At 60.2% G+C, this 22,315-nt stretch carries 16 protein-coding genes; 5 read left to right on the forward strand and 11 right to left on the reverse strand.

Annotation, left to right across the window (positions count from 1 at the left end; all coding sequences use genetic code 11):
• Window positions 1-13: 13 nt before the first annotated feature.
• The 3 genes from urtC to urtA form a co-directional block, all read right to left on the reverse strand.
• Window positions 14-1,183, reverse strand: a complete 1,170-nt coding sequence (urtC, locus tag LQ231_RS16360; protein ID WP_230172239.1) for an urea ABC transporter permease subunit UrtC — start codon at window positions 1,181-1,183, stop codon at window positions 14-16.
• A complete protein-coding gene (gene urtB, locus LQ231_RS16365; protein WP_230172240.1) occupies window positions 1,180-2,793 on the reverse strand; it encodes an urea ABC transporter permease subunit UrtB in 1,614 nt (537 codons plus the stop codon). Before urtB ends, urtC begins: the two co-directional genes overlap by 4 nt.
• A gap of 161 nt (window positions 2,794-2,954) precedes the next feature.
• Entirely contained in the window at window positions 2,955-4,244 is a 1,290-nt protein-coding gene (gene urtA, locus LQ231_RS16370; RefSeq protein WP_113142017.1) for an urea ABC transporter substrate-binding protein, read from the reverse strand.
• Between the two features lie 264 nt (window positions 4,245-4,508).
• Between urtA and LQ231_RS16375 the strand changes: the two genes are divergently transcribed.
• The 3 genes from LQ231_RS16375 (at window position 4,509) to LQ231_RS16385 (ending at window position 8,567) form a co-directional block, all read left to right on the forward strand.
• Window positions 4,509-5,387 carry an SHOCT domain-containing protein gene (locus tag LQ231_RS16375; protein WP_113142018.1) on the forward strand — a complete coding sequence of 293 codons (879 nt, stop codon included), beginning with the start codon at window positions 4,509-4,511 and terminating at the stop codon, window positions 5,385-5,387.
• A gap of 62 nt (window positions 5,388-5,449) precedes the next feature.
• Window positions 5,450-6,058, forward strand: a complete 609-nt coding sequence (locus LQ231_RS16380; protein ID WP_230172241.1) for a biliverdin-producing heme oxygenase — start codon at window positions 5,450-5,452, stop codon at window positions 6,056-6,058.
• The gene (locus tag LQ231_RS16385) at window positions 6,015-8,567 is read left to right on the forward strand and encodes an HWE histidine kinase domain-containing protein (protein ID WP_230172242.1); all 2,553 of its coding nucleotides are present in this window, start codon (window positions 6,015-6,017) and stop codon (window positions 8,565-8,567) included. Before LQ231_RS16380 ends, LQ231_RS16385 begins: the two co-directional genes overlap by 44 nt.
• Before the next feature lie 89 nt (window positions 8,568-8,656).
• Here LQ231_RS16385 and LQ231_RS16390 read toward each other — a convergent pair whose 3' ends face one another.
• A complete protein-coding gene (locus LQ231_RS16390; RefSeq protein WP_230173394.1) occupies window positions 8,657-9,286 on the reverse strand; it encodes a TerC family protein in 630 nt (209 codons plus the stop codon).
• 262 nt (window positions 9,287-9,548) lie between these two features.
• On the opposite strand from LQ231_RS16390, the gene LQ231_RS16395 reads away from it, so the two are divergent.
• Together LQ231_RS16395 and LQ231_RS16400 are read left to right on the forward strand one after the other, a co-directional pair.
• A complete protein-coding gene (locus LQ231_RS16395) occupies window positions 9,549-12,932 on the forward strand; it encodes an ATP-binding protein (RefSeq protein ID WP_230172244.1) in 3,384 nt (1,127 codons plus the stop codon).
• Complete coding sequence (locus tag LQ231_RS16400) at window positions 12,925-13,848, forward strand: response regulator transcription factor (protein ID WP_113142021.1); 924 nt, start codon at window positions 12,925-12,927, stop codon at window positions 13,846-13,848. The genes LQ231_RS16395 and LQ231_RS16400 overlap by 8 nt, the downstream gene beginning before the upstream one ends.
• 91 nt (window positions 13,849-13,939) lie before the next feature.
• Here LQ231_RS16400 and LQ231_RS16405 read toward each other — a convergent pair whose 3' ends face one another.
• The 7 genes from LQ231_RS16405 to LQ231_RS16435 form a co-directional block, all read right to left on the reverse strand.
• Window positions 13,940-15,061 carry a branched-chain amino acid ABC transporter substrate-binding protein gene (locus LQ231_RS16405; RefSeq protein ID WP_113142022.1) on the reverse strand — a complete coding sequence of 374 codons (1,122 nt, stop codon included), beginning with the start codon at window positions 15,059-15,061 and terminating at the stop codon, window positions 13,940-13,942.
• A gap of 141 nt (window positions 15,062-15,202) precedes the next feature.
• Window positions 15,203-15,556, reverse strand: coding sequence for a DUF6867 family protein (locus tag LQ231_RS16410; RefSeq protein ID WP_113142023.1), 354 nt, complete (start codon window positions 15,554-15,556; stop codon window positions 15,203-15,205).
• 16 nt (window positions 15,557-15,572) lie between these two features.
• Entirely contained in the window at window positions 15,573-16,301 is a 729-nt protein-coding gene (locus LQ231_RS16415) for an ABC transporter ATP-binding protein (RefSeq protein ID WP_113142024.1), read from the reverse strand.
• Complete coding sequence (locus LQ231_RS16420) at window positions 16,301-17,185, reverse strand: ABC transporter ATP-binding protein (RefSeq protein WP_113142025.1); 885 nt, start codon at window positions 17,183-17,185, stop codon at window positions 16,301-16,303. Before LQ231_RS16420 ends, LQ231_RS16415 begins: the two co-directional genes overlap by 1 nt.
• Entirely contained in the window at window positions 17,185-18,576 is a 1,392-nt protein-coding gene (gene livM, locus LQ231_RS16425; RefSeq protein ID WP_113142026.1) for a high-affinity branched-chain amino acid ABC transporter permease LivM, read from the reverse strand. Before livM ends, LQ231_RS16420 begins: the two co-directional genes overlap by 1 nt.
• A gap of 4 nt (window positions 18,577-18,580) precedes the next feature.
• Complete coding sequence (locus LQ231_RS16430) at window positions 18,581-19,483, reverse strand: branched-chain amino acid ABC transporter permease (RefSeq protein ID WP_113142027.1); 903 nt, start codon at window positions 19,481-19,483, stop codon at window positions 18,581-18,583.
• 278 nt (window positions 19,484-19,761) lie between these two features.
• Window positions 19,762-22,188, reverse strand: coding sequence for an FAD-dependent oxidoreductase (locus LQ231_RS16435; RefSeq protein WP_230172246.1), 2,427 nt, complete (start codon window positions 22,186-22,188; stop codon window positions 19,762-19,764).
• Window positions 22,189-22,315 lie beyond the last annotated feature (127 nt).

Genomic DNA, 22,315 nt, shown 5'->3' on the forward strand with positions numbered 1-22,315 from the left:
ATCGCTCATCGTCTCACTCCGCCGCCAGTGGGGTTGCCTGGGATTTGGCGTCATTGGCCGCCGCGTCTCGATCCGCCGCCTGGCGGAAGTCCTTACGTCGCGCCAGATAGGCTTGCACCGTACCGACAATGCCCTTCGGCATGAACAGCGTCACGCCGATGAACAGGCCACCCAGCGCAAACAGCCAGAGTTCGGGAAAGGCGCCGGTGAAATAGCTTTTCCCCACATTGACGAGGATCGCGCCGATGATCGGGCCGATCAGCGTGCCGCGGCCACCGACAGCCGTCCACACAACGACTTCGATCGAGTTGGCCGGCGCAAATTCACCCGGATTGATGATGCCGACCTGCGGCACGAAGAGCGCGCCTGCGATGCCTGCCATCATCGCCGAGACGACGAAGGTGAACAGCTTGATATTCTCCACCCGGTAGCCGAGAAAGCGCACCCGGCTTTCCGCATCCCGAACGCCGACCAGCACCTTGCCGAATTTCGACCGGGTAATCGCCGAGGCAAACAGCAGGCACAGCGACAGCATGATCGCAGACAGGGCAAACAGCACGGCGCGGGTGCCGTCGGCCTGCACGTTGAAGCCGAGGATTTCCTTGTAGTCTGTCAGGCCATTATTGCCGCCGAAGCCCATGTCATTGCGGAAGAAGGCAAGCAGCAGCGCGTAGGTCATCGCCTGGGTGATGATCGACAGATAGACACCGTTGACGCGGGAGCGGAAGGCGAACCAGCCGAAGACGAAGGCAAGCAGGCCGGGCACGACCAGCACCATCAGCATGGCGAACGGGAAGTAGTTCATTCCGTGCCAGAACCAGGGCAGTTCCTTCCAGTTGAGGAAGACCATGAAGTCCGGCAGGATCGGATTGCCGTAGACGCCGCGCGAACCGATCTGGCGCATCAGATACATGCCCATCGCATAACCGCCGAGCGCGAAGAATGCGCCGTGGCCGAGCGAGAGGATGCCGCAATAGCCCCAGACCAGGTCAAGTGCCAGCGCCAGCAGCGCGTAGCAGAGATACTTGCCCATCAGCGCCATGGCATAGGTCGGGATGTGGAAGAAACTGTCCGGCGAGGTCAAGAGATTGAGCGCCGGAACCAGCACGGCAATGCCGAGCAGAATGCCGATGGCAATGATGATCTTGCCTTCGAGTGCGCGCAGGATGAAGCCGGTAATCATGCTTCCACCGCCCTTCCCTTGAGCGCGAACAGGCCGCGCGGTCGTTTCTGGATGAAGAGGATGATCAGCACCAGCACAAGGATCTTGCCCAGCACGGCGCCGACCGAGGGTTCGAGGAACTTGTTGAGGATGCCGAGCGACAGCGCCCCGACAAATGTGCCCCAGAGATTGCCGACACCGCCGAACACCACGACCATGAAGCTGTCGATGATGTAGGACTGGCCGAGGTTCGGCGAGACGTTGTCGATCTGGCTGAGCGCCACGCCGGCAATGCCGGCAATGCCCGATCCCAGGGCAAAGGTGAACGCATCGACCCAGGGCGTGCGGATACCCATGGACGAAGCCATGCGGCGGTTCTGCGTGACGGCACGCATCTGCAGGCCGAAGGCCGAACGTTTCATCAGGGCCAAGAGTGCAAAGAAGATCGTCAGCGAAAACAGCACGATCCACAACCGGTTCCAGGTGATCGTCAGGCCGCCGAGGGCAAACGAGCCCGACATCCACGACGGATTGCCGACTTCCTGGTTGGTCGGTCCGAAGATCGTGCGGATCGACTGCTGCAGGATCAGCGAAATGCCCCAGGTCGCCAGCAGCGTTTCCAGCGGCCGGCCATAGAGGAAACGGATGACGCCGCGTTCGATCACGAGGCCGATTGCGCCCGTCACCAGAAAGGCAACCGGAAGCGCAATCGCCAGCGACCAGTCGAACAGCGCCGGATAGCTGGATCGGATGACTTCCTGCACCATGAAGGTCGAATAGGCCCCGATCATCACCATCTCGCCATGCGCCATGTTGATGATGCCCATGACGCCAAAGGTGATGGCAAGGCCGATGGCCGCCAGCAGCAGCACCGATCCGAGTGAAATGCCGTACCAGACATTCTGGCCCATGTCCCAGAACAGCAGGCCGCCTTCGAGTTTCTTGATCGCCTGATCGAGGTCGGGCCTGAGGTCATCACCGATGGACGACGACACAGTCATCAGGATACCGATTGCCTCCCGGCCGCCGAGCGACGCCACTGTGTCGATCGCCGCGCGCTTTTCCTCTGCCGACCTGTCGGAGGCCAGGAGCGAGACCGCGCGGGCTTCTTCCATGCGCGATTTGACCTCCGCGTCCGTTTCCCGGGCCAGTGCCGTTTCGACTAGGTCGAGATTCTCGGCGCTGGGAGATTGCAGAACCTGCTGAGCCGCCTGCAGCCTCACAGAGCGGTCGGGGCTCAAAAGCGTCAAGCCACCGAGCGCCGAGCGGATCGCGCGGCGCAGCGTGTTGTTGACCTTGATCTTGGTGAAGGCGCTCTTCGGCGCCTCGCCGGCGGTCTCCCCGGTCAATGGGTCGATGGCGGCGAAATTGCTGCCTGCCGCCTTGGCGATGAGGACCGCGCCGTCCGATTTGCGCACATAGAGATCACCTTCAGCAAACGCTTCCAGCATTGGCACGACGCGTGCGTCGGCACTCGCGGCGATCTTGCCGAGCAATTCTTCCGCCTGCTTGAAATTGGCCTTGGCCAGGCCATTGATCAGTTCTCTCGGATCGCTCTGCGCGAAGGAGGGCGCGGCGAAAGCCAGACTGCAACATGCGATAAAGACCTGGAGAAAAGTTCTAAAATTCATGAGATCGCCCCCTCATCCGCCTGCCGGCACCTTTTCCCGGCAATGGGGACGAAGGAGACGCGCGGCAATGCTGCAAGTCCTTCCCCCGCCTCGAAGAGATACACCCGGCGGGAGAAGGTTTGGGGGCGGTTACACCCCCTCCTGTTTCACTGAGGAAGAGATCAGCTGCCCTTGCCGCCGCACTTGCCGGTGGCAACGTTGAAGTTGCCGCATTCCATCGGCTTGCGCCAATCGGAGATCAGGTCCTTGGAGTCCGTCAAATAGTCGGACCATTCGTCGCCAACGACAGAAGGCGTCTGCTGCACGATGTCGAACTGGCCATCAGCCTGGATTTCACCGATCAGCACCGGCTTGGTGATGTGGTGGTTCGGCATGACGGTCGAGGTGCCGCCCGACAGGTTAGGAACGGAAACGCCGATAATGCTATCGAGAACCGCGTCGGTATCGGTGGTGCCTGCAGCTTCGACGGCCTTAACCCAGGCATTGAAGCCGATATAGGCAGCTTCCATCGGGTCATTGGTCACGCGCTTGTCGTTCTTGGTGAACGCATGCCACTGCTCGATGAACTCGGCATTGACCGGAGCATCGACGGACTGGAAATAGTTCCAGGCAGCGAGGTGACCGACCAGCGGCGCGGTGTCGAGACCGGCCAGTTCTTCTTCGCCGACCGAGAAGGCGACGACCGGGATATCTTCGGCCTTGATGCCCTGGTTGCCGAGTTCCTTGTAGAACGGAACGTTGGCGTCACCATTGATGGTGGAAACCACGGCGGTCTTCTTGCCGGCAGAGCCGAACTTCTTGATGTCGGAGACGATCGTCTGCCAGTCGGAATGACCGAACGGCGTGTAGTTGATCATGATGTCTTCTTCGGCAACGCCCTTGGACATCAGATAGGCTTTGAGAATCTTATTGGTCGTCTGCGGATAGACATAGTCGGTTCCGGCAAGAACCCAGCGCTCGACGCCCTCTTCCTTCTCCAGATAGTCGACAGCCGGGATCGCCTGCTGGTTCGGTGCGGCACCCGTGTAGAAGATGTTGCGCGAGGATTCTTCACCCTCGTACTGAACCGGGTAGAACAGCAGCGAGTTCAGTTCTTCGAAAACCGGCAGGACCGACTTGCGCGACGATGAGGTCCAGCAGCCGAATACGGCGGCGACCTTGTCCTGGGAAATCAGCTGGCGTGCCTTTTCGGCAAACAGCGGCCAATCGGAAGCCGGGTCGACAACGACGGCTTCGATCTTCTTGCCGAGAACGCCACCCTTCTTGTTCTGCTCTTCGACGAGCATCAGCATGGCATCCTTGAGTGTCGTCTCGGAAATCGCCATGGTGCCGGACAGGGAATGCAGAACACCAATCTTGATCGTCTCTTCCTGGGCGAATGCGCCGTGGAAGGCTGTCGTCGACAGCATGGCGCCCATCAGGGCACCCGTGAGCTTCATCTTCAAATTCATTGTCGTGAACCCCTCTTCTTGTTCGCAACCGGTCGGTTAATGAAATTTAACCGTTGCTGAAGGGGACTATCGGATGCTGCGCTGCAAAACCGTATACGTCGTTTGACGTAGGCTGGGGGGCAAACACGGAACCGGCACCATGGATTAAGCGGTCTGTAGGTTTTCGGCTGCCGTTGTCCTGCCGGCTGCCCCTATGCTAGGGCTGATTGGCAAAGACAAACGGGCACACGCCTCTACGGTCGTTTTGCACTGCGGAGGTGGCACATGCGACCATTGAGCGAAGACGGCCGTCGGATTCTGACCGAGCTGGCCGACCGTCATGGCATCAGCCTTGACGCAGCAACACATATGCTGATGGCGGTGGCTGCAGGTGGCGGCACCCAGGCCCAGTTCAATCACCCCGAACTCGGCGGCATGGGCCAGTGGTCGCTGGGCGGCATGACCATGGTCGGCGACATGTTCAACAACGGCCTGAAGGCCAAGGTTGACTGGCTGTGCCAGGAATTGTCCGGCCTGATCCGCAACCAGGATATGCTGGGTCCGATGCCGATCTCCTATCAGGGGCAATCGCAGCAGCAGGGCGGCGGCAGCGTCAGCCTGTTCGTCTCCGGCGGCACCTCGATGTCCTCAGGCGGATGGCCGGCCGAACTGGGTCACCCCGCCTCGGTCGGCAGTCAGAATAATCTGCGTTACGCCTTCTTCCCGGAGAGCCGCCGACTGGTCATCGACATTGCCGGACACCAGACGATCTACGACACCGGCGATCATCACATTGGCGGCTTCTCGCAGCAGCAGAGCGGCGACCAGTCCTTGACCTTCAACTCGCAATACGGACTGGTTCGTGTGGCTGACCTGCCGGTCGTGCAGCCGCAATACCCCGCAGCAGCAATGGCAGCAGCGGAACCCCAGCCGATATCGCGTCACTCGGGACTTGCCCCCGCCCGCGCCGAGGCCATGCATTGGCCCCCGCAAGCGTCGAGCACGTCTCAGCCACGAGGCCCCTCCGTCCAACCCGTCGCCTCGGCAGAGGTGGAGGAGGACATCTTTGCCAAGATCGAACGGCTTGCCGACCTGCATGGCAAGGGCATTTTGACCGACGAGGAGTTTTCGGCAAAGAAAGCAGACCTTCTCGGCCGGCTGTAATCCAAAAGGCCACAGCCAGAAAACCGCATCATGCTGCAATTGCGGAGCGGCCGAGCTGGGACATGAACAGCGAAAGACAGATTATGGACCTTCCCCCAAGGCGGCTCGGACTGAAATCCCAGACTGCGGCCGCGCACCAGGCACTCGACGACCTGATCGGCAATTTCGATACGCAGCAGGACTATGCAGACTATCTCAGCGGCATGGCCCGCTTTCGCCTGCCGGTCGAGACCTGGCTCCTGGACAAGGCAATGCCGGACGAACTGGGTGATTGGCGTCCGGCGGTCTATGGTGCGCAGATCGTCGCCGATCTGGCTGATCTCGCAATCGGACCACCCGTGGAATTCCACCCCTTCAATCCGCCATCCGGCAACGGCCTGATCGGTCTGCTTTATGTGCTCGAAGGCTCGGCTCTCGGCGCAAGAGTGCTGGCAAAACGTGCTGAAGCCATTGGTTATTCAGCGGAGTTCGGCGCTCAACATCTTTTTCATCAGGCCCGGAACTTTTCCAGCTGGCGCGCGTTCTCGGATCGTATGGAGAAAGTGTGGGTATATGACGAACAGGCCGCTGTGGCATGGGCAAATACCGCCTTCGACTATGCCCGTAACGCCTTCGAAAGTACCCTTGATGCCCGCAGCACTGTCCGTCGACCTCTCCAATTGCGACCATGAACCCATACACATTCCCGGCAGCATTCAGCCGCATGGGTTTCTACTGCAATGCAATGGAGAGCTGTCGAAGGTTCTGCGTCATTCCGCCAATGCGGGCGCGCTGCTCAATGTTGGCGGCGACCTGAACGGTCGGCTGCTGATGGATCTGCTCGGTCACGAAATCACCCATGATCTGCGCAATGCCATTGCCGCCGCACCTGAGGCAAGTCGCCCGGCCGTGCTCGCGCATATGCGCATGCCGAACGACGCCTATTTCGATATCGCCATCCATCGCCAGGGCGAGGCTGCCATCGTCGAGTTCGAGCCATCGCTCCGCCGCACGCAGCCGCTTCAGCTGGCGCGTGAGATGATCGGCCGCGTCAAGGACATCACCGATATCGACAAGCTGATCTCGACCTCGGCCCGTCTGGTTCAGGCTGTGCTCGGTTACGACAGGGTGATGATCTATCGCTTCGAGGAGGATGGATCCGGCAAGGTCGTCAGCGAATCCAAACGCAAGGACCTCGAAAGTTTCCTTGGCCAGTATTTTCCGGCAAGCGACATCCCTCGCCAGGCCCGCGCTCTGTATATGCAGAACCCCATCCGGGTGATCTCGGATGCCAGCGGCACCCGCGTGCCGCTCGTACCGGAATTCGACGCGGCCGGCACACCGCTCGATCTCTCCTTCGCCCATCTCCGCAGCGTCTCGCCGATCCACTGCGAATATCTGCGCAACATGGGCGTCGGCGCATCCATGTCGATATCGGTGATCACCAGCGGCACGCTCTGGGGACTGATTGCCTGTCATCACTATGCGCCGAAAACACTCAGCATGTCCGAGCGCATTGCAGCCGAAATGTTCGGCGAATTCTTCTCACTGCATCTTCTGGCTCTGAAACAGAAGCGCAAACTCGACATCGCCAATGAAACGCGACGTTCGCTCGACCATTTTCTCCAGATGGCTTCCCATCACTCCGATGTCGACGCCCTTCTCGCCGACGCCCTGCCGGAATTCCGATCATTGCTGGATTGTGACGGTGTCGGTCTGTGGATGAACGGCCGATGGACGGCCGTCGGCACAACCTGCCCCCCTGGCGCAGAACCAGCTCTTGCTCGTTTTGTCGGCGAAGTAGCTGAAGGCCGCATCTGGGCGAGCCATATGCTGTCGGACATCTATCCTGCTGCCGAGGGCTACTATGAGGACGTGTCCGGCGTAATGGCGATTCCGCTGTCGCAGATTCCGCGCGATTACCTGTTTTTCTTCCGCAAGGAGCGATTGCAGACGCTCAATTGGGCGGGAAATCCGGAAAAAACCTATGAAACCGGTCCCCTGGGTGACCGGCTGACACCGCGCAAGAGCTTTGCCATCTGGAAGGAAACGGTCCATCGGCAAGCCGAGCCCTGGCATGATTCCGACATCGAGATTGCCGAGGCCGTGCGCTCGGCCACGGTCGAGATCGTCCTGCGCCACAGCGAAATGATGGCGGAAGAACGCAGCAAGGCTGATGTCCGCCAGCGTATGCTCAACGAAGAACTGAACCATCGGGTCAAGAACATTCTCGCCGTGATCAAATCGCTGATCGTCGCACCGGCGAAGGATGAACGCCCGATCGAGGATTACATCGGCTCCCTGCGTGGCCGTATTCACGCCCTCTCCCATGCCCATGACCAGCTGACGCGCGGCGGCGGCGGCGGTCGTTTCAACGACCTGCTGGAGACGGAATTGCTACCCTACCGGGCTGGCGACACGACGTTTTCACTGTTCGGACCCTCCGTCACCCTGGATGCCAGGGCCCATGCGGTCGCGGCACTGGTCATCCACGAACTCTGCACCAATGCCGCCAAATATGGTGCGCTCTCCGGCCATGGCGGACGCCTCACCGTCCAGTGGCAGAGCGAGGAAAATGGCGACTGCCTCATTACATGGGACGAGGACGGCGGCCCAAAGGTCGGAACGCCGAGCCGCAAGGGGTTTGGCACTGCCCTGATTGAACGCTCGATCCCTTATGATCTGGGCGGAAGCAGCCGTGTCGATTATCGCTCCACTGGCCTTTTTGCCGAATTCCGCCTGCCGGCGCGCTTTTTATCCTGGGAAGAAATGGAACCGAAGATGGACAGCGAAGTGTTGCAGCCAACGACCGCCAGCATCGTTCCCGTGCTTGATTCCTTGCTAAAGGTACTGCTCGTCGAGGATCAGGTCCTGATCGCCATGGACGCCGAGATGATGCTGGCCGATGCCGGCCTCAGCAATGTCGTGACCGCAAGCTCAAGCGCCGATGCCCTCAATCGGCTGAAAAGCTTTACCCCCGGCATCGCCATTCTCGACATCAACCTCGGCCGGGATACGTCGGTGCCGGTTGCCGAGGAGCTGGCACGGCGCAACATCCCCTTCGTCTTTGCCACCGGCTATGACGACCGCTCCATCGTGCCGGACAACTTTGCCGACGTTCCCGTTGTTCGCAAACCGTATGACAGTCTCGCTCTCGTCGCAGCCCTGTCCGATCGGCTGGAGAGCTTTCAGAAAGGATAGCTGCCTGACCCAGGTCGGAGAGCAAAATGCCGGGTCCTTACGGGACCCGGCATAAACGCACATGAGCAGATGACTTTGCCAGACCGCCCTCAGGCCAGATAGCCCGCGATGTAGGGCCAGACCTCGACCAGACCATGGTAGACCATCGTGATGGTGACATAGACGATGACGCCGAGGCCGACATAGGCAATCCAGCGGTGCTTGTGCAGCAGCTTGGCAACGAGGTTCGCCGCAAGGCCCATCAGCGCAATCGACAGAACAAGGCCGATGGCCAGGATCGAAGTATGTTCCTTGGCCGCACCCGCGACAGCCAGCACGTTGTCCAGCGACATCGACACATCCGCAATGACGATCTGGATCGCCGCCTGGAGGAATGTCTTGTCGGTGTTCAGCTCGACATCGTCCGTCTCGCCTTCATGGTGCGGCTGATGCGCCGCGGCGCGAAGCTCGACCCACATTTTCCAGCAGACCCAGGCAAGCAGCACGCCGCCGAGCAACTGCAGGCCGACGATGTTGAGCAGATAGGCCGTGCCGAGCGCAAAACCGATGCGCATGACGGTTGCGGCAATGATGCCGACCAGGATCGCCTTGTTGCGCAGATGCGCCGGCAGGCCGGCAGCAGCCAGACCGATGACGATGGCATTGTCGCCGGCGAGAACCAGGTCGATTGCGATGACCTGGAACAATGCCGCAAGACCTGCGGCGGTAAAGATTTCCATCATGATTTTGCTTCGTCCCCACGTTCCTGATGGCGTCATCCCATACAGCATGGCCGTGTGAATGAAAGATCGAAATCACCACCTTCAGGCCGCTTCTTCACACTTCACAACGGTTTCGAGGCGAATTTCCAACAGCTGTCGACCTAAATCCTCGCTCGGGCATCTTGAAGCACGTCGCATGCGGCTACCACTTGCTATTCCAACCATTCCCGTGAAAATGCCCAAACGAAAGCCATCTCACAAAAGGCGCTAGAATTTAGGCATGCCAGCACGCCAACGCATCATCCCCGTCCGCCGCGAATACAATCGCTGGGTGGCCAACCAGACGCTGGAAGACTATGCGCTGCGCTTCACCGCCAAGAGTGCGCGGCAATTTTCGTCCAGCCGGATTTCGCAGACGGCGATCGGTGCCATTTCCTTCCTGGCACTGGAGGCCATCGGCGGCACGATCACCCTGGCCTATGGCACCACCAACGCCTTTTTCGCCATCGTCGTCGCCGCCATCCTGATGCTGCTCGTCGGCGTGCCGATCAGCCGCTATGCGATCCGCCACGGCGTCGACATCGACCTGCTCACCCGCGGCGCCGGCTTCGGCTATATCGGCTCGACCATCACCTCGCTGATCTATGCCAGCTTCACCTTCATGCTCTTTGCCATCGAGGCCTCGATCATGACCGGGGCGCTGCAGCTCGCCTTTGGCGTGCCGCTCTGGCTTGGCTACATCATTTCCGCCGTCGTCGTTTTGCCACTCGTCACCTACGGCATCCGGCTGATCTCGAAATTTCAGCTGATCACCCAGCCCATCTGGATCGTGCTCAACATCCTGCCCTTCATCTTTATTGCCTTCCTCGACTGGGAAAAGATCGACCTGTGGCGCGCTTTTGCCGGCATCAACCATTCCAATGCCGGCATGGGCCAGACGGCTCCCTTCGATCTGGTGGAATTCGGTGCTGCCTCCGCCGTCATCCTGGCGCTGATGCCGCAGATCGGCGAACAGGTCGACTTCCTGCGCTTCCTGCCGCCGGAAGGCGCACGCAAGCTGCACCACAAGGTGGCGATCTTTCTCGCCGGCTCCGGCTGGGTCGTGCTTGGCGTGCCGAAACTGCTCGCCGGCTCCTTCCTGGCGGTCCTGACGCTCGCCACCGGCGTGCCGGTCGGCGAGGCCGCCGATCCCTCGCAGATGTATCTCGCCGCCTTCGGCTACATGATCCCCAATGAGACCGCCGCCATGCTGTTGATGGCCGGTTTCGTTGTCATCTCGCAGCTGAAGATCAACGTGATGAACGCCTATGCCGGGTCGCTCGCTTGGTCGAACTTCTTCTCCCGTCTGACCCACAGCCATCCCGGCCGCGTCGTCTGGCTGGTGTTCAACGTGGCGATCGCCCTCCTGCTGATGGAACTCGGCATCTACGAACTGCTGGAAGAAACCCTCGGCATCTTCTCGATCATCGCCATGAGCTGGCTCTGCGCCATCTCCGCCGACCTCTTCATCAATAAGCGCCTCGGCCTGTCTCCACCCGGCATCGAGTTCAAGCGCGCCCATCTCTATGACATCAATCCGGTCGGTTGCGGCACCATGCTTCTGTCGGCGACCATCGCGCTTGCGGCCCATTTCGGCGCCTTCGGCGCACTGCTCGCCTCGCTCTCGACCTTCGTCACCCTGATCGCCTTCCTCATCTCTCCACTGATCGCCTGGTGGAGCGATGGCAAGTTTTATCTGGCCCGCAAACCACGCCAGAGCTGGAAGAACCTGACCGGCATCACCTGCTCGATCTGCGAACACCCGTTCGAGCCGGAAGACATGGCCTGGTGCCCCGCCTATGCAGCGCCGATCTGTTCGCTGTGCTGTACGCTCGACAGCCGCTGTCACGACATGTGCAAGCCGCACGCGAGGATCAACGCCCAGGCCGCAGCCGTTGCCCGCACCTTCCTGCCTGAGGTCCTGCTGCAGCGGTTTTCAACCCGGCTCGGCCGCTATGCCTTGACCGCGGTCCTGTCGATCTCGCTGATCGGTGCGATCCTCGCGCTGATCGCCCACCAGGTGAATGTCGCCACCCCGGAAATGGCAACCGTCGTCGATCGCACCGTGCTGGTCGTCTTCTTCATCTTTGCCATCCTCGCCGGCATCGTCTCCTGGTTCTACGTGCTCGCCCATGACAGTCGCGTCGTCGCCGAAGAGGAATCCTCGCGCCAGAACACGCTGCTGCTCAAGGAAATCGCCGCCCACCGCAAGACGGATGCGGCATTACAGAACGCCAAGGAGACGGCAGAGGCCGCCAACCGGGCCAAGAGCCGCTATGTCGTCGGCCTCAGCCACGAATTGCGCACGCCGCTCAACGCCGTGCTCGGTTATGCCCAGATCCTCGAGCGTGACGAGACCATACCCGTGCCGCGCCAGTCGGCGATCAAGGTCATCCGCCGCTCCGCCGATCACCTCTCCGGCCTGATCGACGGGCTTCTGGATATCTCCAAGATCGAGGCCGGTCGGCTGCAGGTCTTCTCCAACGAGGTGAACATCCAGGATTTCCTCGACCAGCTGATCGACATGTTCGCCCCCCAGGCCGCTGCCAAGGGACTGATCTTCGAACACCGGCGCTCACACAACCTGCCGCTCTATGTGCGCACCGACGAAAAACGCATCCGCCAGATCCTCGTCAACCTGCTGTCCAACGCCATCAAGTTCACCGACGAGGGCGTCGTGCGTTTCGAGGTCACCTATCGCAGCCAGGTGGCGACCTTCACCGTCACCGATACCGGCCGCGGCATTGCCGAGAAAGATCTCAACCGGATCTACGAGCCCTTCCAGCGCGGCGAGGCTGACAACATCCGGCCGCAACCGGGCCTCGGTCTCGGCCTCACCATCACCAAGCTTTTGACCAATACGCTCGGCGGCGAGATTGCGGTATCCAGCGAACGCGACAAGGGATCGATCTTCAAGGTCCGGCTGATGCTGTCGGCCATCGACCGGCCGAACACTGCCCCTGCCCCAGAACGCAAGATCGTTTCCTATACCGGGCCACGGCGGACGATCGTTGTGGTCGACGACAATGAGGATCACCGCGAACTGATGCGCGAGGTTCTCGCCCCGCTCGATTTCGTCGTGCTGACCGCAGCCGGCGGGCCTGCCTGCCTGACCCTGATCGAAGGCGTGCGTCCGGATCTCTTCCTGGTGGATATCTCGATGCCCGGCATGAACGGCTGGCAGTTGGTCGAGAAGCTGCGCGACGCCGGCCAGAAGGCGCCGATCCTGATGCTGTCCGCCAATATCGGCGATGCGCCCGCTGCCGGCGGTGAAGGCCATGACGATGCGATCGCCAAGCCCGTCGACATCACGCGCCTGCGCGACAAGCTCGCCATGTTCCTCGGCCTCGACTGGATCTATGCCGACGATCCACGCCTGTTGCAGCCGGTCGTGCCCATGCTCAAACCCGCATCTCCCGGACACGCGCATCTGGACGAGTTGATCCAGTTGTGTGAAATCGGTTATGTGCGCGGCATAGAGGCAAAGCTCGCCGAGCTTGCCGGAGAAACCACCAACGCTGCATTTGTCGAAGGCGCCCGCGCTTACCTGCAGGTCTTCGATCTGGCTGGCCTGCGCGGTTACCTGACTTCGTTTGCAACCGGCAAGGAGCCGATCCATGGTTGAAGCCAGCAGACGTGACATCGTTCTGCTCGTCGATGACAGCCCCGATGCCCTCGGCTTCCTGACCGAGGCGCTCGAGGCCTCCGGCTTCTCCGTGCTGATCGCCACCTCCGGCCATGCCGCACTCTCGATCGTCAACCGCATCAGCCCGGATCTGATCCTGCTCGACGCCGTCATGCCCGGCATGGACGGTTTCGAGACCTGCCGTGCCCTGAAGGCGGATCCGGTGGTTGCCCAGGTTCCGGTGATCTTCATGACCGGCCTCACCGAAACCGAGCATGTGGTCAACGCGCTCGAAAGCGGCGGCGTCGACTATCTGACGAAACCGATCAATATCGATGAATTGCGCGCCCGCATCCGCGTGCATCTGAGCAACGCCCGCTCCGCCCAGAGCGCTCGCGTGGCGCTCGACGCCGCCGGCCGCCATCTGCTCGCCGTGCGCGGCGATGGTCAGGTCCACTGGACGACACCCCAGGCAAGCCGCCTGATCGAAAGCGCCACTGGCACGGCCGATGGCATCAACGAGGTGGCAGCCGCCACGGCTGCCTGGCTGGCCCATCGCCGCGCCAGTGGCGGCACCACCAGCGAGGGCACATTTCCCTTTGCCAGCGCTTCGGGCATCGCCCTGCAGCTTTCCTTCCTCGGCACGATCGGCACGGACGAATATCTTTTCCGCATCACATCCGCCAACCGGCAAAGCGAGGACGAACTACTGCGCCAGCGCTTCGGCCTGACCCATCGCGAAAGCGAAGTGCTGCTCTGGATCGCCAAGGGCAAGGCCAATCGCGATATCGGCGAAATCCTTGGCCTGTCTTCGCGGACCGTGAACAAGCACCTCGAGCAGATCTATTCGAAGCTTGGCGTGGAGAACCGCGCGTCGGCTGCCGTACGCGCCGCCCAGGTCCTGCACGAAGGCTGAACTTCGTCTGGCCCGGCCAGGGCATGGCAAAGCAAAGGCATCAAAAAAGCCCGGTCTCTCGACCGGGCTTCTTGGTTCATTCAGGCAGGTATCACGTTCCCTGCTGGATGTAGGTGAAGTTGCCGTCTGGGCCCTTCTTCCATTCGTACATGACGTAGCCAGGAACCTTCGGGTCACCCTTTTCGTCGAACGACATGTCACCGAGAGCTGTCGGGAACGGACCCTTTTCCTTCATCGCAGCAGCAACGGCTTCAGCGTCGTTGGAACCGGCAGCCTTGGCGGCGGCAGCGATCGTCTGCATGGCAGCGTAGGAATAGAGCGTGTAAGCTTCCGGATTGAAGCCCGAAGCCTTGAACTTTTCGACGAGTTCCTTGTTGGCAGGGTTCAGTGTCGGGTCAGGACCGAAGGTGTTGAGCGTACCTTCGACAGCGTCGCCGGCGATCGAAGCCAGTTCGTTCGAAACGATACCGTCGCCCGATACGAGCGTTGCCTTGAGGCCCTGGTCAGCAGCCTGACGGATGATCAGACCAGCTTCGGTGTGCAGACCACCCCAATAGATGATCGAAACGCCGGCTTCCTTCATCTTGGCGATGAGGGCCGAGAAGTCCTTGTCACCGGTGGTGACGCCTTCGTACATGACTTCTGTCAGGCCGAGAGCGTTCATCGCCTTCTTGGTTTCGTCAGCAAGGCCCTGGCCGTACGGGGTCTTGTCATGAACGACAGCAATCTTGGCGTCCTTGAACTTCTCAGCAAGGTAGGCACCGGCAACGGCGCCCTGCTGGTCGTCACGGCCGCAAGTGCGGAAGGTGTTCCACAGGCCGCGCTCGGTGAAGACCGGGTTGGTTGCAGCCGGAGTGATTTCGAGAATGCCGTTTTCGGCATAGACTTCAGACGCCGGGATCGAAACGCCCGAGTTGAAGTGACCGACAACAAACTTCACGCCGTCAGCAACGAACTTGTTGGCGACAGAGATGCCCTGCTTCGGGTCGGAAACGTCGTCGCCGAGCACGATCTTGATCTGCTCGCCGTTGATGCCGCCAGCAGCATTGATGTCTGCAGCAGCCTGTTCAGCACCCTTCTGGAGCTGAGCGCCGAAAGCCGCGTTCGGGCCTGTCAGCGGGCCGCCGACGCCGACGAGAATGTCTGCCCAAGCGTTGCCGCTGAAGGCGACCATCGCCGACAGGGCCACTGCCGAGAGAAGAGACTTCTTCATATTGTAACTCCCAAGTTTTTATGCGGGTTTAGATTTTCAAAACCCTGCGCAATACCCGCTGACACCGCGCCGGAAAACTGTTCCACTCTTATTAGGGGCCATCGCCTCTGCCGCCAATCTGGGACAGAAAACAACAGCTTGTCAATCTTTCTTCTTGCACGAGAAATAGGAAGTCCTCTCGTATAGCCAGTAGTAGTTATCGACCATCTGGGTCGTCCTGCGCGACTGGAAACCAGCCACAGCAAGAGCGAGCAGAAGCACCACGTCGATGACGTAGTAGAAGGGGCTGATGAACGGTCCTGCAAACAATGAGAAGTGCAGGAAGCGCATCACCACGCCAAGTCCAAGTACATAGACAAACACCGTTGCATAGCCCTGCCAGCCCTCGGCCACGGCCTTGCCGGTCCGCCATGCGGTCCAGAATCCGATCAGCAGAACGAGGAAGCGCAGCACGGTGCGAACACCGGTATCCGTCTCGAAAAACAATCCTTGCATGTCAGTTCCTCCGCGCTCAGTGATGGCCGCCTTCGAGATAAGCCGCACGAACCTGCGGGTCCGCCAAAAGCTCTTTCCCGCTGCCGCTCATCGTCACCTTGCCGTTGACCATGACATAGGCACGGTCAGACAGCTTCAGCGCCGCAAATGCATTCTGCTCGACGAGAAAGACGGTCAGCCCCTCTTCCTTGTTGAGCTTCTTGATCGCCTCAAAAATGCCCTTGACGATCAACGGCGCCAGGCCGAGCGAGGGCTCGTCGAGAAGCAGCAGCTTCGGACGCGACATCAGCGCGCGGCCAATGGAGAGCATCTGCTGCTCGCCGCCCGAAAGCGTGCCGCCCCGTTGGCTCTGGCGTTCTTTCAAGCGCGGGAACATGGTGAAAATCTTCTCCACGTCCTCGTTGAAATATTTAAGGTTGTCGAGCCCCGCCCCCATCTGGAGATTTTCCATGACGGTCATGCGTGGGAAGATCCGGCGACCTTCCGGCGACTGGGCGATACGGCGACGGGCAATCAGATGCATCGGCAGCTTGGTGATATCCTCGCCGTCGAAGATGATCTGGCCGGCGCGCGCCTGCGGGCTGCCACAGATCGTCATCATCAGCGTCGACTTGCCGGCACCGTTTGCACCGATCAGCGCGACGATCTCACCCTGCTTGACTTCAACATCGACACCGCCAAGGGCGCGGATATTGCCGTAATAGGTTTCGACACCCTGTACCTTGAGAAGTGCTTCGGAGGACATCAGTTCTTCTCCCCCGACACTTCTTCGGCAACAGCTTCCACTTCGGAAATTGCGTCTTCCAATTCTTCATCCTCGACACCCAGATAGGCGGCGATCACCTTCGGGTCGTTTTTCACATGATCCGGCGTACCGTCGGAAATCTTCTTGCCATATTCCAGCACGACCACATGGTCCGAAATCTCCATGACGACGGACATGTCGTGCTCGATCAGGAGCAGAGACGTCCCCTCCGCACTGATGCTGCGCAGCAAAGCGTTGAGCGTCAGCGATTCCTTCGGATTGAGACCCGCAGCCGGTTCGTCGAGGCAAAGAAGCTCAGGCCCGGTGCACATGGCGCGGCAGATTTCCAGACGGCGCTGCGCGCCATAGGGCAAGTCCCCGGCCGGGTCATCGGCACGATCGACGAGATCTGCTTTTTCCAGCCAGTAGCGTGCCTTCTCGATCGCCGCATCTGCGGCCCTCTTGTAGGCCGGCAGGCCGAGCAGGCCCAGCACCGTATAGCCGGACGCCTTCATCAGCGCATTGTGCTGGGCGACCAAAAGGTTTTCCAGCACGGTCAGACCCGAAAACAGCCGGATATTCTGGAACGTCCGGGCGACCTTTGCCTTCTTCGGGATCTCGAAATCCGGAAGCCGCTCGAGCAGATACTGGCTGCCGTCCTTCTGGTTGAGCGTGATCATGCCCATGGTCGGCTTGTAGAAGCCGGTAATGCAGTTGAACACGGTGGTCTTGCCGGCGCCGTTCGGGCCGATCAGCGCGGTGATTTCACCGCGCTTGGCTTCGAAAGAGAAGTCATTGATGGCCATCAGGCCGCCAAAGCGCATCGACAGATGCTCGACTTTCAGGATGGTGTCTTTGTTCATCGTTTCAGTTCCGGAAGTCATCAGCCGTGACCTTCCTTGGTAAAGCTGCCCGAGACGGCCTTGCGCTCCTTGAGGAAGGCTGTCGGTTCTCTGCTGCCGACGAAACCGCGCGGTTTGAACAGCATGACCACGATCATCGCCAGGCCGAACAGCAGCATGCGGTAGAGTTCCGGCGTGAAGTCAGGTCCGAAGACATGCTTCAGGAACTCCATTTCGCGCAGGGCCTCCGTGCCACCGATCATCACGATCGCAGCGACCGCGATACCCGTCAGCGAACCCATGCCGCCAAGAACGACGATCGCAAGGATAACCGCGGATTCGAGAAAGACGAAACTTTCCGGCGACACGAAACCCTGGCGCGCCGCAAAGAACGAACCGGCAAAGCCACCGAACATCGCACCGATCGAAAACGCCGTCAGCTTGGTCGTGACCGTGTTGATCCCGAGGGAGCGGCAGGCGATTTCGTCTTCGCGCAGCGCTTCCCAGGCACGACCGATCGGCATGCGACGCAGCTTGATCGTCACATAGGCCGTAATGCCGCACAGGAGCAGGATCACGTAGAACAGGTAGATCTTGTAGTAGGCCGACGACATCGGCAGACCGAATGTCTTGGCGAAGCCGCCCGGCGACGCATCGAAAGGCATGCCGAACAAGGTCGCCTTCGGGATGCTGGAGATACCGAACGTACCCCTGGTGACATCCGTCCAGTTGATCAGCACAAGGCGGATGATTTCACCGAATGCCAGCGTCACGATCGCCAGATAGTCGCCGCGAAGCCGCAGGACCGGAAAGCCCAGAATGATCCCCCAGAAGGCAGCCAGAACACCCGAGAGCGGCAGCAGGATCCAGAACGACAGGCCGAAATTCTGCGCCAAAAGCGCGTAGGTATAGGCACCGACGGCGTAAAAGGCGACATAACCCAGGTCGAGAAGACCGGCGAGGCCGACGACAATGTTGAGACCCCAGGCCAGCATGACGTAGATCAGGATCTGGATGCCGAAGTTGTCGACATATTTCAGCGAGCCCTGGACACCGGTCAAGGCAACGATGACAGGCGGATAGAGGATCAGGGCCACCAGGGCGATCTTCAGGAAATGCGTCTTGAAGAAGGACGGCTGGGCATCGAGATCGGCGGCCGGAGCAGCAGCCTTGCTCGCCCTTCGGGCGGCAAGCCACGGCTGCGCGAAGGCAACAATGGCAAAACGACCGACGGCGGCGACGATGACGAAGATCGCCAGAAGACCCCAACGCGGATACCAGATCAGCTGGTTGGAAATGTTCTGGTCAGTCTTGATGCCGATGAAGAGGCTGAACAGGCCGAGCGACAGAAGACCGGCGAACAGGCCTTCCTTCAACGCGCGCGCCATCGTGCCGGACGAAGCGGCACCAGTTTCGTTTACAGAAGTTGTCATGGGATCAAACCTTCTCGACTTCCGGCCGGCCGAGGATGCCGGTGGGCTTGAAGATCAGCACGAAAGCCAGGATGCCGAATGTCGCGACATCCTTGTAGGCAATGCTGAAGTAAGCAGACCAGAGCGACTCGATGAGGCCGATCAGCAGGCCGCCGAGAACAGCGCCCGGCAAGGATCCGATACCACCGAGAACCGCCGCCGTGAATGCCTTCACGCCCGGAACGAAGCCATCGTTGAACGAGGCAACACCGTAATACATCAGGTACATCGTGCCCGCGACTGCGGCCAGTGCTGCGCCCATGACGAAGGTGATGGAAATCGTCTTGTCGACATCCACACCGAGCAGCGCCGCCATCTTGCGGTCCTGTTCGGTGGCGCGCTGGGCGCGGCCTAGCGGCGTCTTGTTGACGATATACCAGAATGCGAAGAGCAGCACGCTGGTGATCAGCACGATGATTGCCTGCTTCAGCGACACCGTGACGGCGCCGATATGCAGCACGTCGCTGATCAGTGGCGGGATCGGCTTGTTGCGCGGTCCCTGCGCCACCTGAATAAAGTTCGACAGAGCGATCGACATGCCGATCGCAGTGATCAGCGGCGCCAGGCGGAACGAGCCGCGCAGCGGGCGGTAAGCCACGCGCTCGATCGTCCAGTTCCACAAACTCGTCATCAGCATCGCGACGATCAACATGATCAGAAGCGCGAGCGCGACCGGAATACCGGCGAAGAAAGTTGTCAGAATGAGGAAGACGATGAGAGCGGCAAAGCCGCCGAGCATGAAGATATCACCATGGGCGAAGTTGATCATGCCGATGATACCGTAGACCATCGTATAGCCGATAGCCACAAGGCCATAGATGGATCCAAGAGTCAGCCCGTTGATGAGCTGCTGGATAAAGTACTCCATATATTATCCCCCGGACGCGCCTTGGTGGTGCGTCTCATTTTTGTTGATCCCTTGCGGGTTCTAGGCGTCGGGAGATTCCATATCGCTTTGTCCGAAAATGTGAAGCCAAAAAGGCAAAACGGCGACAAAATGTTACCACTAACCAACACTTTGGCGCGGATAAAACCAGCGAACTCAAAAAAACAGCAGAAAAAGCCCATGAAATCAGCAGGCCGCCCGAAGGCGGCCTGCTCCATGTGCATATTTACCAATGCAAGCCCATCTTTGTGGAAAACGGTTCAGTTTCTCATTCGCGACCCATTTGCGTCAAAAAGCGGCTGCGCTTGCAGACGTGCAGGAAGGACCTCGCCAAGGATTTCGATTCCCCAGCCGTCAATTTCATCGGCGATCTCCTTCGGCACGTAGCCGATCGCCACCGAGACGCCACTGGGATGCGCATAACCGCCGGACGTGACCCAGCCCCGCACTTCGCCATCAAACGAGATCGGCTCGTCGCCGATCACGTCGGCGTCCTTGGCATCGACAATAAAGGTACGCATGCGCAGCGTGCCGCCGGAAAGCTTCTCTTCGATCGCCGCCGTCTTGCCGATAAAGTTCGCCTCTTTTTTCAGCGAAACGAAACGGCCAAGGCCTGCCTCCATCGGCCCATAGAGCGGACGATATTCGCGCGACCAGCTGCCGAAGCTTTTTTCCAGGCGCAGTGCGTTCAGCGCCCGCAGGCCGAACAGCGAAATCCCGAATTCGGCACCAGCTTCCATCAGCAGATCGAAAATGTAACGCTGATATTCCGGCCGCATCCAGATTTCATAGCCGAGATCACCGGTATAGCTCACACGACCGACGATTGCCGGCGCCATGCCAAGATCCATTTCGCGGATATCCATAAAGGCAAAAGCTTCATCCGAGACGTCGAGATGCGTCAGCTTGGCCAGCACGTCGCGCGCCTTCGGTCCGGCAATTGAGAGGCCAAGCAGGCCGAGATTGAGCGGATTGAGCTCGACCGAGCTGTCTTCGGGCAGATGCTGCTCGAACCAGCGCATGTGATAGTCCTCGGCGATGCCGGAACCGATCACCAGGAATTCCTCGTCGTCGAGATTGGCAACGGTGAAATCGCCGATCAGCTTGCCGGCGTCGTTAAGCATCGGTGCCAGCGTCATACGGCCGACCTGGGGGATCTTAGACGCGAGCATGTGGTCGAGCCAGTCGCGCGCGCCCTCGCCGCTCACCGTATATTTGGCAAAACCCGAGGTCTCCATCAGGCCAACACTGTCGCGCACGGCCTGGGCCTCGCGGCCGACGGCCTCGAAATCGGTCGAGCGACGCCAGGAAAATTTGTCCTCGACGCCCTCAGGCGCAAACCAGAGCGGCGTCTCCAGGCCGTAGGAGGCTCCGAACACGGCCCCGGCGCTCTTCAGCTTGTCGTAGATCGGCGTGGTCAGCAGCGGACGCGCGCCCGGCAGTTCCTCGTTCGGATAGCGGATCGAGAAACGGCGCGAATAGTTCTCGCGGACCTTGGCATTAGTATAGCCAAGCGTCGCATAATCGCCGTAGCGGCAGACATCCATGGCAAAGACGTCGAAGCCCGGATCGCCCTCGATGATCCAGTTGGCGAGCGCCAGACCCACGCCACCGCCTTGGGAGAAGCCTGCCATGACGGCGCAGGCCGACCAGAAATTGGTCATGCCGCGCACCGGTCCTACCAGCGGATTTCCGTCGGGCGAGAAGGTGAAGGGGCCGTTGATGATCTTCTTGATGCCGGCATTGTTGAAGGCCGGGAAATGCCGGAAGCCGATTTCCAGCTCATTGGTGATGCGCTCCAGGTCTTCGGCCAGAAGCTCGTGGCCGAAGGTCCACGGCGTCTCGATCGGCGACCACGGCCGGCAATCCTTTTCATAGGTGCCCATCAGCATGCCGTTGCGCTCCTGGCGGATATAGATCTCGCCGTCGAAGTCGACGCAGTGCATCAGTTCCTTGCCCGATGTCTTGTTGAACTCGATGACCTCAGGCATGTCCTCGGTGATCAGATACATGTGCTCCATGGCAAGCACCGGCAGTTCCAGACCGACCATGCGGCCGACTTCGCGCGCCCAGAGACCCGCGGCGTTGACGACGTGTTCGCAGCGGATCTCGCCCTTGTCGGTGATCACACGCCAGGTGCCGTCCTCCAGCTGCACCAGATCCTCGACCTTGGTGTGCAGATAGATCTCGGCGCCGTTCTTCTTCGCCGACTTCGCATAGGCATGGGTCGTCCCGTAAGGGTCGAGATGCCCCTCATGCGGATCGAAGACCGCGCCGACGAACTGCTTCGGATCGAGCAGCGGCATCATTTCATGCGCTTCCTCGGCCGAGATCAGCGTCGCTTCGCCACCGGCATACTTGCCCTTGGCAAGCAGCGACTTCATCCAGTCGAAGCGTTCCTTGGTGGCCGCCAGCATCAGGCCGGAGGTCATGTGCAGGCCGATGTCCTGGCCGGAATACGCCTCGATCTCCTTGTAGAGCTCGACGGTGTATTTCTGCAGCTTGGCGACGTTCGGGTCGCCGTTGATCGTGTGAATGCCGCCCGCTGCATGCCAGGTCGAGCCGGAGGTCAGCTCCGAGCGCTCCAGAAGCACGACATCGGTCCAGCCGAACTTGGTCAGATGGTAGAGGACCGAGCACCCGACGACACCACCACCGATGACGACGACCCTTGCATGGCTTTTCATAAAACGCTCCTTTGGCGCGGACAGGCTGTTGTCCGAAGCTAGAGCGGCGCGGGAAAAGTCGGAAGCCCATGCTGCGACGAAACATGTCGCGCAAGACAAAGAAATTATCCGGATAACGCCGCAGCCT

The organism is Rhizobium sp. CECT 9324 (genome assembly GCF_918741265.1).
Classification (GTDB): Bacteria; Pseudomonadota; Alphaproteobacteria; order Rhizobiales; family Rhizobiaceae; genus Allorhizobium.

Bases quoted from the DNA above. Each gene is read 5' to 3' on its own strand.
- LQ231_RS16400 (WP_113142021.1), top strand. From the start codon at position 12,925: ATGGTTGAAGCCAGCAGACGTGACATCGTTCTGCTCGTCGATGACAGC.
- urtB (WP_230172240.1), bottom strand. From the start codon at position 2,793: ATGAATTTTAGAACTTTTCTCCAGGTCTTTATCGCATGTTGCAGTCTG.
- LQ231_RS16405 (WP_113142022.1), bottom strand. From the start codon at position 15,061: ATGAAGAAGTCTCTTCTCTCGGCAGTGGCCCTGTCGGCGATGGTCGCC.
- LQ231_RS16390 (WP_230173394.1), bottom strand. From the start codon at position 9,286: ATGGAAATCTTTACCGCCGCAGGTCTTGCGGCATTGTTCCAGGTCATC.
- LQ231_RS16435 (WP_230172246.1), bottom strand. From the start codon at position 22,188: ATGAAAAGCCATGCAAGGGTCGTCGTCATCGGTGGTGGTGTCGTCGGG.
- LQ231_RS16430 (WP_113142027.1), bottom strand. From the start codon at position 19,483: ATGGAGTACTTTATCCAGCAGCTCATCAACGGGCTGACTCTTGGATCC.
- LQ231_RS16410 (WP_113142023.1), bottom strand. From the start codon at position 15,556: ATGCAAGGATTGTTTTTCGAGACGGATACCGGTGTTCGCACCGTGCTG.
- LQ231_RS16385 (WP_230172242.1), top strand. From the start codon at position 6,015: ATGCCCGCAGCACTGTCCGTCGACCTCTCCAATTGCGACCATGAACCC.
- livM (WP_113142026.1), bottom strand. From the start codon at position 18,576: ATGACAACTTCTGTAAACGAAACTGGTGCCGCTTCGTCCGGCACGATG.
- LQ231_RS16375 (WP_113142018.1), top strand. From the start codon at position 4,509: ATGCGACCATTGAGCGAAGACGGCCGTCGGATTCTGACCGAGCTGGCC.
- LQ231_RS16395 (WP_230172244.1), top strand. From the start codon at position 9,549: ATGCCAGCACGCCAACGCATCATCCCCGTCCGCCGCGAATACAATCGC.
- urtA (WP_113142017.1), bottom strand. From the start codon at position 4,244: ATGAATTTGAAGATGAAGCTCACGGGTGCCCTGATGGGCGCCATGCTG.
- urtC (WP_230172239.1), bottom strand. From the start codon at position 1,183: ATGATTACCGGCTTCATCCTGCGCGCACTCGAAGGCAAGATCATCATT.
- LQ231_RS16415 (WP_113142024.1), bottom strand. From the start codon at position 16,301: ATGTCCTCCGAAGCACTTCTCAAGGTACAGGGTGTCGAAACCTATTAC.
- LQ231_RS16380 (WP_230172241.1), top strand. From the start codon at position 5,450: ATGAACAGCGAAAGACAGATTATGGACCTTCCCCCAAGGCGGCTCGGA.
- LQ231_RS16420 (WP_113142025.1), bottom strand. From the start codon at position 17,185: ATGACTTCCGGAACTGAAACGATGAACAAAGACACCATCCTGAAAGTC.